The sequence below is a fragment of the Aequorivita sp. 609 genome, assembly GCF_014212065.1.
GTDB classification, from domain to species: domain Bacteria; phylum Bacteroidota; class Bacteroidia; order Flavobacteriales; family Flavobacteriaceae; genus Aequorivita; species Aequorivita sinensis.
The window spans coordinates 42040-56741 of sequence record NZ_JACJVM010000215.1 but is presented as its reverse complement, the minus strand read 5'-3'; the positions used below and the strand labels follow the sequence as shown (position 1 = coordinate 56741).

The 14702-nt window shown below is 32.8% G+C and carries 14 protein-coding genes; 7 read left to right on the top strand and 7 right to left on the bottom strand.

The window, feature by feature from the left end:
• Positions 1–102 precede the first annotated feature (102 nt).
• Positions 103–1629 carry a GH3 auxin-responsive promoter family protein gene (locus H4O20_RS14755; protein WP_185099792.1) on the top strand — a complete coding sequence of 509 codons (1527 nt, stop codon included), beginning with the start codon at positions 103–105 and terminating at the stop codon, positions 1627–1629.
• 93 nt (positions 1630–1722) lie between these two features.
• Here H4O20_RS14755 and H4O20_RS14750 read toward each other — a convergent pair whose 3' ends face one another.
• The 7 genes from H4O20_RS14750 to H4O20_RS14720 all read right to left on the bottom strand — a co-directional run bounded on the left by H4O20_RS14750 (position 1723) and on the right by H4O20_RS14720 (position 8004).
• The gene (locus H4O20_RS14750; RefSeq protein ID WP_185099791.1) at positions 1723–2136 is read right to left on the bottom strand and encodes a hypothetical protein; all 414 of its coding nucleotides are present in this window, start codon (positions 2134–2136) and stop codon (positions 1723–1725) included.
• A 113-nt stretch (positions 2137–2249) separates the two neighbouring features.
• Positions 2250–2852: a hypothetical protein gene (locus H4O20_RS14745; protein ID WP_185099790.1), complete on the bottom strand. Its 603-nt coding sequence runs from the start codon at positions 2850–2852 to the stop codon at positions 2250–2252.
• 112 nt (positions 2853–2964) lie between these two features.
• Entirely contained in the window at positions 2965–4962 is a 1998-nt protein-coding gene (gene uvrB / locus H4O20_RS14740; protein WP_139856058.1) for an excinuclease ABC subunit UvrB, read from the bottom strand.
• 78 nt (positions 4963–5040) lie between these two features.
• Entirely contained in the window at positions 5041–5616 is a 576-nt protein-coding gene (locus tag H4O20_RS14735; protein ID WP_139856057.1) for a pentapeptide repeat-containing protein, read from the bottom strand.
• 39 nt (positions 5617–5655) lie between these two features.
• The gene (locus tag H4O20_RS14730; protein ID WP_139856056.1) at positions 5656–6300 is read right to left on the bottom strand and encodes a vancomycin high temperature exclusion protein; all 645 of its coding nucleotides are present in this window, start codon (positions 6298–6300) and stop codon (positions 5656–5658) included.
• 110 nt (positions 6301–6410) lie between these two features.
• Positions 6411–7712, bottom strand: coding sequence for a glycosyltransferase (locus H4O20_RS14725; protein ID WP_185099789.1), 1302 nt, complete (start codon positions 7710–7712; stop codon positions 6411–6413).
• Positions 7702–8004, bottom strand: a complete 303-nt coding sequence (locus H4O20_RS14720) for a hypothetical protein (RefSeq protein WP_185099788.1) — start codon at positions 8002–8004, stop codon at positions 7702–7704. The genes H4O20_RS14725 and H4O20_RS14720 overlap by 11 nt, the downstream gene beginning before the upstream one ends.
• Positions 8005–8504: 500 nt before the next feature.
• Here H4O20_RS14720 and H4O20_RS14715 point away from each other — a divergent pair, with 500 nt between their 5' ends.
• From H4O20_RS14715 to H4O20_RS14690, 6 genes are all read left to right on the top strand, one after another.
• Complete coding sequence (locus H4O20_RS14715; RefSeq protein ID WP_260402703.1) at positions 8505–10463, top strand: histidine kinase; 1959 nt, start codon at positions 8505–8507, stop codon at positions 10461–10463.
• Positions 10464–10466: 3 nt separating this feature from the next.
• A complete protein-coding gene (locus tag H4O20_RS14710) occupies positions 10467–11225 on the top strand; it encodes a LytTR family DNA-binding domain-containing protein (protein ID WP_139856052.1) in 759 nt (252 codons plus the stop codon).
• A gap of 215 nt (positions 11226–11440) precedes the next feature.
• Positions 11441–12292: a hypothetical protein gene (locus H4O20_RS14705; RefSeq protein WP_185099786.1), complete on the top strand. Its 852-nt coding sequence runs from the start codon at positions 11441–11443 to the stop codon at positions 12290–12292.
• 56 nt (positions 12293–12348) lie between these two features.
• Positions 12349–13608, top strand: coding sequence for a hypothetical protein (locus H4O20_RS14700; protein WP_139856050.1), 1260 nt, complete (start codon positions 12349–12351; stop codon positions 13606–13608).
• A 102-nt stretch (positions 13609–13710) separates the two neighbouring features.
• Complete coding sequence (locus H4O20_RS14695) at positions 13711–14070, top strand: DUF4870 domain-containing protein (protein WP_139856049.1); 360 nt, start codon at positions 13711–13713, stop codon at positions 14068–14070.
• Between the two features lie 2 nt (positions 14071–14072).
• Positions 14073–14612: a hypothetical protein gene (locus H4O20_RS14690; protein WP_185099785.1), complete on the top strand. Its 540-nt coding sequence runs from the start codon at positions 14073–14075 to the stop codon at positions 14610–14612.
• The last annotated feature ends 90 nt before the right edge of the window (positions 14613–14702 follow it).

Here is a 14702-nt window from a genome sequence, read left to right as displayed (position 1 = left end):
GTAAAGATACCATAACTGAAGGGCAAATTAAAAAGGTTAAAATTGATTTAATTTCTATATGTACATTTTTTAAAAATTGTAGTTTCATAAAAAACTAAAAATATGGCAATATTAGGTTCAATAATCAAGACTGCTATCGACTTGCGCGATGCGATAGTTTCTGAAAAATCCCAAGTAGAATCTCAAAAAGAAGTTTTAAAAAATTTACTTGAAAAGGCTAAGGATACGGCTTTCGGAAAATACTATGGCTTTTCTAAAATTTTAGAGGCTGAGGATATACAGAAGGAATTTTCTAAAAAAGTTCCTTATTTCGACTATCACCAAATGGAAGAGAAGTGGTGGGTAAAAACACAAGAGGGGCTAGAAGATATTACTTGGCCGGGTGTACCTACATATTTTGCTAGAAGTAGTGGAACTACTGGAAAAACATCAAAAAAAATTCCTGTAACTGATGAAATGGTTGAAGCTATTCGCAATGCAGGGATTAAACAAGTGGGTGCTTTAGCAAATTTTGATGTACAATCAGATTTCTTTGAAAAGGAAATAATGATGTTGGGTAGTAGTACTAACCTAGAAGAACAAGACCAGTTTTTAGAAGGTGAAATTAGCGGGATTAGCGCTAGTAATATTCCATTTTGGTTTCGCGGATACTACAAGCCTGGCGAAGAAATCGCACAGATGGAAGATTGGGACGAAAAGGTGGAAACAATAGCTAAGCGTGCACGGGAATGGGATATAGGGGCATTGAGCGGAATTCCTTCTTGGATGGAACTTATGATGAAAAAAGTGATAGAATATCACGGTGCAAAAAACATACATGAAATATGGCCAAACCTACAAGCATATACTTCTGGAGGTGTTGCTTTTCAGCCTTATGAAAAGAGTTTTAATCAGCTACTGGCGCATCCTATTATAATTATTGATACTTATTTAGCTTCAGAAGGGTTTTTAGCTTTTCAGAATAGACCCGAAACAACCTCAATGAAATTAGTTACCGATAATGGTATTTATTTTGAATTTGTTCCGTTTAACCCAGATTATATCAATGATGATGGGTCACTGTCTCAAGATGCTCCTGCATTAACACTTGAAGAGGTTGAGGTTGATACAGATTATGTTTTAATAATAAGTACGGTTTCTGGCGCTTGGCGTTATTTAATTGGTGATACCATCGCTTTTACAGATGTAGAAAAAGCTGAAATTAAGATTACAGGTCGCACCAAATTCTTTTTAAATGTGGTGGGGTCACAACTATCTGTAAATAAAATGGAGGTTGCCCTGCGTGAACTGGAAGAGAAATTCGACATAAAAATTCCTGAATTTACACTTGCTGCTGTTAAGATAGATGAAGAGTTTTATCATCATTGGTATTTGGGTACAGATACTGAAACTAGCGATGAAAAATTAGCAGAAGCCTTAGATAATGCTTTAAAAGAAGCAAATAAAAATTATGCTGTAGCTAGATCGAAAGCTTTAAAAGGGGTAAAAGTATCTACAGTAAGTTTAGAGGTTTTTCAAGAATGGAGTGCCAAGAATAAAAAGAAAGGTGGGCAGGTTAAAATGGAAAAGGTGATGGGAGAAGAAAAGTTTGCGGAATGGGAGGAATTTGTAAAGAAACTGGGTGTATAGGCAGGCGAATAGTTTCTTAACGAATTTTGATAACAAATAGTCGATATTGGGAAATATGCAATGTTTATTTAATGTTTAAAAACATGTTATGGCCTATAGATAAAGTTGTAACGTCTTCTTCATATTCATTCTTTCGACTGAAAACATTTTTGATTTTTGGTTTAAGAATTCAATTATAATAATTCCTTTTTCAGCAGTTTTATTTAATTCATAATTTTCTCCCAAATCAAGAGATTGTATTTTAACCACAAACTGATATATTAATTTTGCAATTTTTTCAATATGAGATTCATGTAACGTCGATATATGTTTTATTAAGTCTGCAGTTTTAATATTAGTTATTTTTTCTAATGATAAGTCAAATTCATTTTCTAGAACTTCATTTATACTGCTAATTTCGTTGTTTGTGTTATTTGAATTAATCCCACTAATTTTATCAATTAAACTGACTAATACTAAATTGAGTTTTTGAATTTCTCGTTTTAAATAGTCCTTTTCTATATCCATTATTTAAAGTTAGTATTTAATAGTTTTGGTTTTAAATTTGGCCAGTTTAATTTCGAAATTTTATATTGTTATTTCATACATTTTACTAGATGCTTTTAAGTCTAAAAATGGATCTAACCTTCTTTTTCAACTATTTCAATTTCTTCCTCAACTTTATTTTTGTTGATGAGTTCCATAACTTCTTCAGGTGAAATGTACAATCTTCGAATTCGGTCCTTATATTTCTCTGAAAGATTGGCGTTATCGAGTATAAAGTTCTTTGTTTTTAAAATATAATCACCCATGCCGTGAGCAATAGCATAAGTATCTGCTGCACGCTCTACTTCTTTGATATGTGCTGAAGAGAAAAGATATTTCAACCCAAATATTAGCATTCCAACATTTGTTCTATTGCGATAGTCCATAACATGACCTAATTCGTGTCCAATCCAACCAATTATTACATCGGAAGGAATATCATCTATGGTGAATTTTTCACCTTCAATTTGAATGTTTCTGCTAATTAGAATAACATATTCCCTGTTTTCTTTCGATTTAAAAAAACTTGCAAACCTCGGTTGAGCTTGCATTGTAGACTTTTTTATATTGTTCTTAAATTTAAACTCTATGGCAGTGTCATAGAGTTCAGGATAATACGAAATTGCTTCGATTACCTCTTTTTTAATGTTTTCTGGAATTATTTTGTTATCTAAATTGATATTTTGAGTTGAAATCATAGAAAGGGTAAAATACAAAATAGATTTTATGAAAGTCGTTAAAAGCATTGTAAAATTAAATCTCTTGTTAGTATACTACTGACTATAATATATAAAGAATATTTTATAATATTCAGACCTCCTCTAGCTGTTTTTGATACGTTTTAATTTTATCACGAAGTTTAGCAGCCATCATAAAATCTAACTCCTTGGCAGATTTTTCCATCGCTTTACGAGTATCTCGGATTTTCTTTTCAATTTGAGCTTTAGTTAGGTATTCCACTTCAGATTCTGCAGCAAGGCTTTCAGCTGTTTCAAACGAATATGCCTCTTGTTTAGACTTCGTTAGCGAATTTTCAAAAGACTTCTTAATTGCTGTTGGCGTGATACCGTGTTTTTTATTGTATGCAATTTGCTTTTCTCTTTTGTAGTTTGTGCTATCAATTGTCTCTTGCATACTTTTGGTTATTTTATCAGCATACATTATAGCTTTACCATTTAGGTTTCTAGCAGCACGACCTACAGTTTGGGTTAGAGAACGCTCACTTCTTAAAAAACCTTCCTTATCAGCATCTAAAATAGCGACTAATGAAACTTCTGGTAAGTCTAATCCTTCACGGAGAAGGTTCACTCCCACTAATACATCAAAAAGACCTAGACGTAAATCCTGCATAATTTCCACTCGTTCCAGAGTATCTACATCACTGTGGATATAACGAGTTCTCACCTGTACACGAATTAAATACTTGGTAAGCTCTTCTGCCATTCTTTTGGTTAATGTAGTTACCAAAACCCTTTCGTCTTTTTCAATGCGAAGGTGAATTTCTTCTAGTAAATCATCAATTTGATTGAGGCTAGGTCGAACTTCAATTGGTGGGTCCAAAAGTCCTGTTGGGCGTATAATCTGTTCCACAAACACACCGCCACTCTTTTCTAATTCGTAGTCGGCAGGAGTTGCACTCACATAAATAACTTGATTTTGAATAGCTTCAAATTCTTCAAACTTAAGTGGTCTGTTATCCATTGCAGCTGGTAAGCGAAATCCGTATTCAACCAAATTTTCTTTTCTAGAACGGTCTCCACCGTACATTGCACTAACCTGGGGGATAGAAACGTGACTCTCATCTACTACCATCAAGTAATCATCAGGAAAATAATCTAATAGGCAGAAGGGGCGAGTACCGGGCAAACGTTGGTCTAAGTAGCGCGAATAGTTTTCGATACCGCTACAATATCCAAGTTCGCGAATCATTTCCAGGTCGAAATTTGTGCGCTCTTCCAAACGTTTCGCCTCTAAGTGTTTTCCTATTTCTTTAAAATACTCTATCTGTAAAACCAAATCATCCTGAATGCTTTTAATAGCATTTTGTAACACATCTGGTGATGTTACGAACATATTGGCAGGATAAATATTTAATCGATCGTACTTCGCTTTTATATTGTTGTTTAAAGGATCAAATACTTCAATTTCCTCAATTTCATCTCCAAAAAAATGAATTCTAAATGCATCGTCGGCATAACCAGGAAAAACATCAACGGTATCTCCTTTTATACGAAATCGTCCGTGATTAAATTCGGCTTCAGTTCTAGAATAAAGACTTTGAACCAAGCGGTGAAGCAACTTGGTTCGCGAAATTATTTGTCCTTTTTCTAACGAAATAACGTTTTTCTTAAATTCAACAGGGTTACCAATACCATATAAACACGAAACGGAAGAAACTACTAGCACATCTCTTCGTCCAGATAATAGGGCAGAAGTAGTGCTTAATCGCATTTTTTCTATTTCTTCATTTATAGAAAGATCTTTTTCAATATAGGTTCCACTGCTCGGAATAAAAGCTTCAGGCTGATAATAATCGTAGTAGGATACAAAATATTCCACTGCATTATTTGGAAACAGATTTTTAAACTCTGTATAAAGTTGAGCAGCAAGAGTTTTATTATGAGCTAAAACCAAGGTAGGTTTTTGTACTTGTTCTACCACATTGGCAACAGTAAAAGTTTTTCCCGAACCAGTTACACCTAAAAGTGTCTGATATTTTTCATCGGAATTAAGTCCTTCAACTAATGATTTTATAGCCCGTGGTTGGTCTCCAGTGGGTTGAAATTCTGATTCTATTTTAAACTTCATATGTTCTTTTTCAAAGCTTTACAAAAATAGTGAATTGAAGCGAGAAGAGATTGTTTGTTAGCTAATGCTTAACGTCTATTAATTATGAATTTCAATTTGATATTTATCTAAAAGTACAATTACTTCAGGTAGTGAAAATTTAGCGCCTTTTAATCTGTTTTGTTCAGGATCAATAGAATAGTTTTTAGCTTCTCGAAAATCAGCTTTTTCCAAATTCGTATTTTGAAAAGTTGCATTCTGAAAATTACATCCCGTAAGTTTCACACCTTTTAAGTCTGCTTCAGTAAAATCTACAAATTGCAATTGTGATTTTTTAAAAATACTTCTGCTCAACTTCATTTTGTAGAAAATTGAATGCTCCAATAGGCATTCATCAAATGAAACAGCAAATCCGAATTCATTACATGAATCAAATTGTAACCCTAACATTTTACAATTTTTAAACCTCACATCCTGAAAAGATACTTTAGACAAATTACTATTGCTGAAATTACAATCTACAAACTTACAGTCTGAAAATCTACTTCCAGAAAGGTTACTATTAGCAAAATTGCAATTTGTAAAAGTGCAGAATTCATATTCGGCTATTTCTAAATTATCTTTAGAGGAGTCAATATTGCTAAAATTCTGATCGTCTATATATTTGATATTCATTAAATAATTTTGCGGTTATATATTAGGGCGGTTTGGTTATTAAGCAGATTTAATTTCAACTTTTTCACCGTAAAACTTGGGTTCAACGTTGAAAATGATATCTAAAAAAGCTTTCGTTCTTGCGAAATATTCGCGTAGTTTCACTTTAAAACCATTTCTCCCACCCACATCATTTGCGTTAAAACCAATTACGTTTAAACCATTGTTTTCGGCGAGATATATAGCGCGTTCGTTGTGAAACTGTTGTGAAATTACGGTAAAACTATCCTGACTAAAGATAGCATGAGCACGGATAACGGAGTCTAATGTTCTAAAACCAGCATAGTCCAAAAATATTACATTTTCAGGTATGCCGCGTTTAACCAATTCCTTTTTAAATGTTTTTGGCTCATTATAGCTTTTCGAGCTGTTATCGCCGCTTACCAAGATAAAATCAATTTTATCATTCTTAAACAACTCTACAGCTGCATCAATTCTGTATTTAAAATATAAATTTATTCCTCCGTCTTTATAGTACTTTGCTGTTCCTAGTACTACGCCAACTCTGTTTTTCTTTATGGAATTTACGTTGTTGAACGTTTTGCCTTTGCTTGTGTTTGTAATTGTATAATTGGAATAAAATGTCAAAAAAAACACGCTTAAGAACAACAGAATAATAACTTGAAAAATTCTCTTTATAATCATTGATAGTGTTTGGTGTTTTTCTGTTGAATTTAAATAAAAGTAAATCAATATTGCTACTTCACAAAGCTACGCAATGGGTTTAATCTTATAATGTGTTTTAGGGAAATTTACTACTTATACTCATCGCGTACTTCATCGCTATTCGCAAAACAAACTGGCGATGAACTTTGAGGAATTTGATTTTTAGTTTCAATCCATTTACTTAAGTATTTTGTGCTTTGTAGTGTGTGATGTTGTATCACCTGACCCAAGAAATTCTCTTGGCGGTGGTTTGTTATGTTTTCAACAAGGGAAGTAATTCTCGCCTTGAGTTTTTCAGAGAACAATTCATCTAAAAAACGTTTTTTAATAATTCTAAACCCATTTTCCTGAGCATTTTGCCAGGCGTTTTCATCTGAATACAGTTCAACTGCTTTAGTGATGAAGTATTCATCTGAAGTGGTTATAATTCCACCAAAGGCTAAATTTCCATTTAAACCTTCAGCGCCAATTTCCGTGGTAATTGAAGGTAGGCCAAATTGCATTGCATCGAAAAGCTTTCCTTTTAATCCAGCACCAAAACGTATTGGAGCAAGCTGTACACGATAATTATTCATTATCTCTTTAATGTCTTCTGCCCAACCTTTTACAATAAAACCTTCTTTTTTATTATTAAGTTGAAGAATTTGCTGAGGAGCATATGCACCGTAAACGTGGAGTTCAGCTGAGGGTATTTGCCTTTTTACTTTAGGCCATAATTTTTTAAGTTGTAAAACGGAATCTACATTAGGCGGGTGCAATAAATTTCCGATTGCTAAAAAGTTTTCTCTTTCCGTAAATGAAACAGTGTTTTTGAATTCCGTATTAGCGTCAGTCAACAACGGTAGATAAAAAAGTATATCTGAGGAAATCTTAAAAGTGTTCCTTAAAAGCTCAATCTCATATTCCGAAATTATTAAGGAGAGATCACATCTTAAAATACTTGCGAGTTCCCTTTTTGAAGAATCTGAGAATAGGTTCGCTTCAGAAACTGGTTTATTTTTTTTAATAGCTTCCTTTCTTGCGTTTCTTAAGAAGTGCAGATCCTCTGTATCTAGAATTTTCAATGCCTGTGGGCAGTTTTCAGATACTCGCCAACCAAATTGTTCTTCAGTAATAAAACGGTCAAACATTACTACTGTTGGATTTAATTCTTTTACAAAATCATCAAATGTAGAGTCGTTGAGTTTTATGTTTTTAGTAGCAATATTTTGAGCTATTAAGTTAGCCGATTTTTCACCTTTTGAAGCAGTACTTACAAAGGTTATTTCATAATTACTTCCAGTGAAAAATTGTATCAATTGCATCATTCTCCCGCCAGCCGCGGTAGTTGAAGGCTCAGGGTATGTATGGCCTATAATTAGAAGTTTTTTTGTATTCAAATTAGTATCCATAGAATTCACACATTAATCCAAGGTTGAAAAATCCAGAAAGAGCCCCTAAAAAGAGCATAGTACTAATAAATAAGATGGTGATAATCACAATTTTGTGTTTTGAGCGATATGCGATGTAATTTAAAATTATTTGAATTACCATAGCAAAACCTTGGGCTATTAACATCCGTTCAGCACACACAATAACAGGCTCCTTATAGTAAAGAATATAGGTGGCAATCATCAGAAACACATAAAGCGCACTGATGGTAAATAAGACTGTTTTTGGAAGTTTGAATCTTTGATAGCCCATCTTGACACTTTTATATCAAAGGTACAGAATTAAGAAGTTTTAACAATTAAAAAGCCTTTCCAATGCAGCAATTGCTTCGGAAAGGCTTGTTGAATTTGGTTAGTTTTATACTCCACTGTTATATAGAGAATTCGGCTCTTTAAACTATAACAGTGGAGTCCCCCTCTAATTAAACTTAATAAACAAACAAATGTTAACTTTTCTTACTAAGTAATTATACTCTATTTCACTACTAAACATAGCGTCAAAAAATAATTTTGAATCAAATATACCTTTGATATAATGTAGTATCAATACTAAATTAGTATTTGGTTCATCTTACTGAGTATTCGGTTTAAATGTATTTTAATTTCCCAAATACTAATTAATAGCCGCTATTTACTAAAATGTTGAGGTATAAGCGATGGTAGAATGGTATATTAGCTACAGACATGAGAACTTCCCTTGTTTTATTTGTTTTTTGTCTTTTAGCTAATTTGACATCGTTACAGGGTCAAATAATGGCTGACTCAATTGCGTCTAAATTTGAACTCATCAATAGTAAAGAAGTTCAAGCGCTTATTAATGATAAAGGTTCTAGCTTCGAAGATGTTAGGGAGAGTATTTCGTGGAGCCCCTACAGTTCAGAATTGTCTGTAAACTCTAAACAGGCACTTTGGTTAAAATTCGACTTAAAAAATAATTCCAAGGATACTATCCGCAATTATATATATAGTGACACCCCAAGTAACACTATATACCAGGTATTTAAAAACGATGTTAAGGTATTTAAAAATGGAAGGTTAATTCCCTTACCACAGCGCACAAATAAGTCTAATTATTATTTTACTGAAATAGCACTAGATCCATTTCAAACTTCTCAAGTATTTATACAGTTACACAATCCTTTAAACAAAAAAATAGATCCACCCACACTTAATTCCAAGCTTAGTTATTGGGAGACATTGCATAACATAAATGCAAAACAAGATGCATCAATTTCCTTTATATATATTTATATAATAACCATAACAACAATTTTTGTCTTTGCTCTGGTGTTTTGGTTGCGGCTTTGGAAGAAATTATACCTATATTATTTAGGATATTTATTTTTTCAAATAATTTATGGTTTTCAAGTATTGAGAACTACTTCTGCATCATTTGGTAATTTATTTACTTACATTCCAATACTTTCCACTTCTGCTTTTCAACCCGTTCAATTTATATTTATAGGATTTTACATTTTATTTATAAAACACTTATTGAAAGTTAAGTACTACGATAAATTACTGGCAAAAGTACTATCATACTTAGGAATGTTTTGTTTTGTGTATGCGTTTTCACACTTTATATTCAGCTATTTTTTCTTTGGAAATATGTTTGCCGAAACAGTGTTTGTTATTGTGAGATTAATAATTATTCCACTTAATTTTATACTGATTTTTTGGATTATTTATAAGGTAAAACATCCGCTTATAAGTTATTTTATAGTAGGACAAACGTTCTTTTTTATTGGTGCAGTTTTGTCGTCCTATGTTGCTTATGCAGAATTGAACTTCATTCCGGGCCACTTCTTTAACTTTACTCAAGCTCCAAATATCATCTTCCAAATAGGATTATTGGCTGAGGTAATATGTTTTTCACTTGCATTAGGAGAAAATGTACTTCTACTTCAAAAAGAAAAAACTATAGCTAACAAAGAATTAATTGTTCAATTAAAAGAAAACCAAGCCTTGCAAGAAAATATGAATCGGAAGCTTGATGAGAAAGTTCACAAAAAAACTGAAGAACTAATTAAGGTTTATTCTGAGATTGAAAAAGACAGAGAGCAGAAGATTAAAGATGAATTTACTCAGAAAATAAGGGAAACAGAAATGATAGCGTTGCGTTCACAAATGAACCCTCACTTTATTTTCAATAGTTTGAGTGCTATTAAGCATTTAATAATGACCTCTAGAAATGATGATGCAATTACCTATCTAGATGAATTTTCTGCTTTACTACGAGGAATACTAAATAGTAGTAAACATCAACAAATAACTGTAGAAAAGGAGTTGGAGATTTTAGAATTATATCTTTCTTTGGAGCGCAGTCGAATGGGGTCTAGCTTCTCTTATGATATTGAAGTAGCGTCTAAGGAGGAACTTTCACAATATCAAATACCTCCATTGCTGTTGCAGCCTTTGGTTGAAAATGCAATCTGGCACGGTTTGCAACCAAGTCTTAAAGCCGAGAAAAAATTATCGATTATATTTGATACTTCTGACGATTTAATAATCACTATATTAGATAATGGAATCGGCAGAAAGGAGAGTGCCAAGAAAAAAAGATTGCATGAGGCTATGGGCACAAGTCTAGTTCAAGATCGATTAACACTTTTTAATCATTTGAGCAATAAGTCAATACGTCTTAAAATTACAGACCTTGAAAAAGATGAAGTAGTTTTAGGAACAAAAATTACATTAACCTATGAAACTTAAATCATGACAAAAATTATAATAATTGATGATGAGGCGCATTGTACTAATGTATTAAAGCATTTAATCGAAAGGGCACATTCAGATTATACCATCACGGGGATTTTTACAAATCCACTTGAAGGATTAGAGTTTATTAAAAAAAATCCACCTGATTTATTGTTTCTAGATATTGAGATGCCAAATTTGAATGGATTTACCTTACTTGATAATTTATTACCAATTGATTTTGACGTAATTTTTACAACTGCTTATGATCAATATGCGATAAAAGCATTTCGTTATAGCGCTATAAATTACCTTTTAAAACCTATAACAGAGAGAAGTATTGTAAAAGCATTATCTGGTTGGGAAAGCCGTCGAAAAAAAACATCTACCAAACAGTGGCAGATTCTCAATGATTATATGCAAGATCCTAAAAAGGATATTTCTCAAATAGCGTTGCCAACAGGAGTAGGATACAAAATTGTAGAGATTCAAAATATAGTGCGGTGTCAATCGGATAGTAATTACACCAATATATTTTGTAAAGATCAACACAAGATTTTAATCAGTCGAACATTAAAAGAAATAGAGGAGCTATTATACGAAAAGGGTTTCATAAGAGTGCATCAATCTCATTTAATAAATCCTCAGTATGTAAAGGGAATATTAAAACACGACGGAGGGAGTTTAATTATGCACGATGATGTTGAGATTCCAGTGTCGCGTCAAAAAGCAAAACAAATTAATGAAATATTAGAGACAATGCTCCGCTTTAAATAAAAAGTAAAATAATGGATTACTAAGCTGTTTTGGATTGAAATTTTTATACCCAGTCATTTAAATGTCTGGGTTTTTTTATTTGTTTAATTATATAAAAAATATTTTTTCCAAATTCTAAATCATAACCTCCAAATTCTAATTAGGGGTTGTAATACTCTAACAGCATCGATAGGTTTGTTTGTGGAATTCTTTAGAAAAGAATAAAAAATAATATCATGAAAAAGATTTATACAGCTATAGTGACAACTTTAATGTTGTTAGCTTTTATAGCGCCAGTGCAAGGACAACGAGGTTTTATTAAAAGAAAAATTCAACAGAAAGTTGAAAAAGACATGCGCGAGAAGCATGCAGAGCCACAAAGGGAGAAAGGGCGCAAAGCGATAGAAGATATTACTTATGAAAATGATACACGCTATCAAGTGCCAGAGAACCCTGTACAAGCAACATTAGTGATGAAAATGCAATCGTTTAAAAAGAACGGAAAATTAGACGACACTAATACTGCAAAAATGGTTTTTGGTGAAACTGGCGAATGTATGATTATGAATGAAGGTGATAAAAATGAAAGTCGAATGCTATTTGATTATAAGGGTGCGGCCACGTATATGGTGAATCAAAAAGAAAAAACAGCGATGAAAATGCCAATGATAAATTTTCAGAAAATGGCCGAGAAAATGGCGGGAGATCAAGCTGATTTAGAAGATAGCAATGGTGAGTGGAAGCGAACTAATGAGGTAAAAGAAGTAAACGGGTATAAGGCCCGAAAATACGTTTATACCAATCCGAAAGAAGATATTAAAATGGATGCTTGGGTTACCAAAGATATTAGTATCGACCTTAGTGGAAACCATCTTTTTGGCGGACAGATTAAAGATTTTTCAAAAGCTTCGACTATTAAAATAGACGAGAATTACCCACAAGGAATGATGGTTAGAAGTATTTATTATGATAAAAAAAGCGATAACCCTAGTTCAATAATGGATATTACTTCTTTTAAAAAATCGTCAGACCCTAAATATTTCGACCTAAGTGGTTACACCATAAATGATATTTTGGGGAAACTTTAGGTATATAATTAGAATTATTAATAAATATCATAACTATAAACAATAAAAATTCAGACATGAAAAAGTTTCAATTTAAATTTCAAAACCTTTTATACATACCATTAGCTTTTATTGCTTTAACAAGTTGTAGTAGCGATGACGATGGTGGTGAACCAGACCCAGTAGTAGAGCCTTTAGTGTTAGATTGTTCTACAATTACTGAAGCAATGGTGCTAGAAGATAGAGGTTCTGGAATAGATTATATATGGCCATGTGCCGTTAAAGTAAGAGCTCCGTTAACAATAGAGCCAGGTGTTACAATCGCATTTGAACAAGGAGGAGGATTAATTATCGACGATTACGACACTAGAACAGGTGCGTTAATAGCGAATGGTACCGAAGATAAACCAATAGTATTTACAGGTACAAGTCAAACTCCAGGAGCATGGAATCGAATTTATATGGATTCGGGAGATTTAAATAATATATTAAATCACACTATAATAGAATATGCTGGAGGCACTGATGGAAGCTTACCTGCTTTGACAAATGTAAACGGAAGTAAAGTCGAAATTAAAAATACTATTATCCGCAATAATAAAGGAGATGGAGTTTTTGTTAGTACATCTGCTAATATAGATGGGTGGGAAGCTAATACTGTAATTGGGAATCAAGGTTATCCAATGCAAATTGCAGCGAGAAAAATTAAGTTTCTAGACGGAACTGCAAGCCTTTATGCCGATAATGGAATGAATCAAATTTATGTAAATTCAGAATCTATATATAATCGTGGATTTATTGAAGACGAGGTAAATGGTCCTGTACACACATGGTTAAATCCTGGTGTACCATTCTTTATTGAAGAAAATATATTTGTTAGACAAGATAGAGAAAATGAAAGGCCAGGCCATTTAAAGATTACCGAAGGATGTAATATTGTTTTTGCAGAAAATTATGGTATCCAAGTGTATCATGGTAATACTGTGTTAGAAGTGTTAGGATCAGCAGAAAATCCAGTAAACTTCTCTGGGCAATACGGACAAGGTAGTTGGAAAGGAATAAATATTATTCAAAGTATAAGCAACTTAAATAAAATTGAGAATGCAGTGATAGCCGATGCAGGACAATCTACTTGGGATTGGTTTAATCAACCAGGGGGTCTTTCTTTAGGAGGACAAACTTCTCATGCTGTAAACTTAACCTTAAACAGCGTTCATATTACTAACAGTGGTGGATGCGGAATTGTTGAAAGAAAGATGGCTAGTAACGCTAGTTTGGTATATAATGACCTCACTTTTGCTAACAATGCTGGTGGTGATATTTGTGAGGAAATATAAATTGCTAAAATGTTAACCTCATATTATTAATTAATTATACTCGACCCTTCATTAATAACACAAGTTTGATATTAATGAAGGGTCGATTTAAAAACAATAATTATGTACGAGAAAGAAAATACTCAGGAGGGCCAACCTTCAAATACTATTGAAGAAGGAAAGACTATTGCAATTATTGCCTACATAACCATCTTTGGCTTGTTGATAGCTTTTCTGATGAACAACGATAAAAAGAATTCATTTGCCTCCTATCACTTACGCCAATCTCTTGGGTTAGGGCTTACGAGTTTAGCATTATCCGTTATTAGTATCATTCCTATTTTGGGGTGGATAGTTTCATTATTAGGTAGTATTTTCATAATTGTACTATGGGTTATTGGACTAATGGGAGCATTGAACGGAAAAGAAAAACCGGTGCCTTTTTTAGGTAACAACTACCAAGAATGGTTTAAAAGTTTATAATTATGTGTAAAATAAAACCTTTATTGTTTGTTATAGGGATTTTCTGTCTTGTTTTGATAGGTTGTAAAAACAATGCAAACAATGAAAATGAGGCAAATAATAAAACCTCTTCGATAGTAGAAAGCAACGATGATATCTATGTTGAAATACAGCTAGAAGATGGGAAAACCATCAAATTAAATTCTCCTAAACAAAGAGGGAATCTATCTTCTCCCAGTAGCCTTTCTGTTAATATGGATAAGGATGGCATAGTTATAATGCTGAAATTGAATAAGTATAAAACCCCTTTAGAAAACAAAGTTTATGACGATCCACTTGATGCGCAGATTACGCTTACAAGTATATCACACGATGGCCCGCTCGGAAAGGAAGCTTACCGCTCTTTTAATGAAAACGAGAACGGAGAAGAAGGTAAGGTGAAAGTTAACTTAATTTCGCATAGTGAAATTCATTCTGAAGGAACCTTTGAGGGTACGCTTTATTCACAAAATAAGAAAGAAGCGACTATTAAGGGAAATTTTAAAACAAGAAAGAAAAAGTAGTTAGTGTTAATTGCTCAAAATAATATTCTAATACAGAATGATTAGTTAAACAAAAAAAGCGAGAAATTTCTCGCTTTTTTTGTTTTATAA

Bases quoted from the DNA above. Each gene is read 5' to 3' on its own strand.
- H4O20_RS14755 (WP_185099792.1), top strand. From the start codon at position 103: ATGGCAATATTAGGTTCAATAATCAAGACTGCTATCGACTTGCGCGAT.
- H4O20_RS14750 (WP_185099791.1), bottom strand. From the start codon at position 2,136: ATGGATATAGAAAAGGACTATTTAAAACGAGAAATTCAAAAACTCAAT.
- H4O20_RS14745 (WP_185099790.1), bottom strand. From the start codon at position 2,852: ATGATTTCAACTCAAAATATCAATTTAGATAACAAAATAATTCCAGAA.
- uvrB (WP_139856058.1), bottom strand. From the start codon at position 4,962: ATGAAGTTTAAAATAGAATCAGAATTTCAACCCACTGGAGACCAACCA.
- H4O20_RS14735 (WP_139856057.1), bottom strand. From the start codon at position 5,616: ATGAATATCAAATATATAGACGATCAGAATTTTAGCAATATTGACTCC.
- H4O20_RS14730 (WP_139856056.1), bottom strand. From the start codon at position 6,300: ATGATTATAAAGAGAATTTTTCAAGTTATTATTCTGTTGTTCTTAAGC.
- H4O20_RS14725 (WP_185099789.1), bottom strand. From the start codon at position 7,712: ATGGATACTAATTTGAATACAAAAAAACTTCTAATTATAGGCCATACA.
- H4O20_RS14720 (WP_185099788.1), bottom strand. From the start codon at position 8,004: ATGGGCTATCAAAGATTCAAACTTCCAAAAACAGTCTTATTTACCATC.
- H4O20_RS14715 (WP_260402703.1), top strand. From the start codon at position 8,505: ATGGCTGACTCAATTGCGTCTAAATTTGAACTCATCAATAGTAAAGAA.
- H4O20_RS14710 (WP_139856052.1), top strand. From the start codon at position 10,467: ATGACAAAAATTATAATAATTGATGATGAGGCGCATTGTACTAATGTA.
- H4O20_RS14705 (WP_185099786.1), top strand. From the start codon at position 11,441: ATGAAAAAGATTTATACAGCTATAGTGACAACTTTAATGTTGTTAGCT.
- H4O20_RS14700 (WP_139856050.1), top strand. From the start codon at position 12,349: ATGAAAAAGTTTCAATTTAAATTTCAAAACCTTTTATACATACCATTA.
- H4O20_RS14695 (WP_139856049.1), top strand. From the start codon at position 13,711: ATGTACGAGAAAGAAAATACTCAGGAGGGCCAACCTTCAAATACTATT.
- H4O20_RS14690 (WP_185099785.1), top strand. From the start codon at position 14,073: ATGTGTAAAATAAAACCTTTATTGTTTGTTATAGGGATTTTCTGTCTT.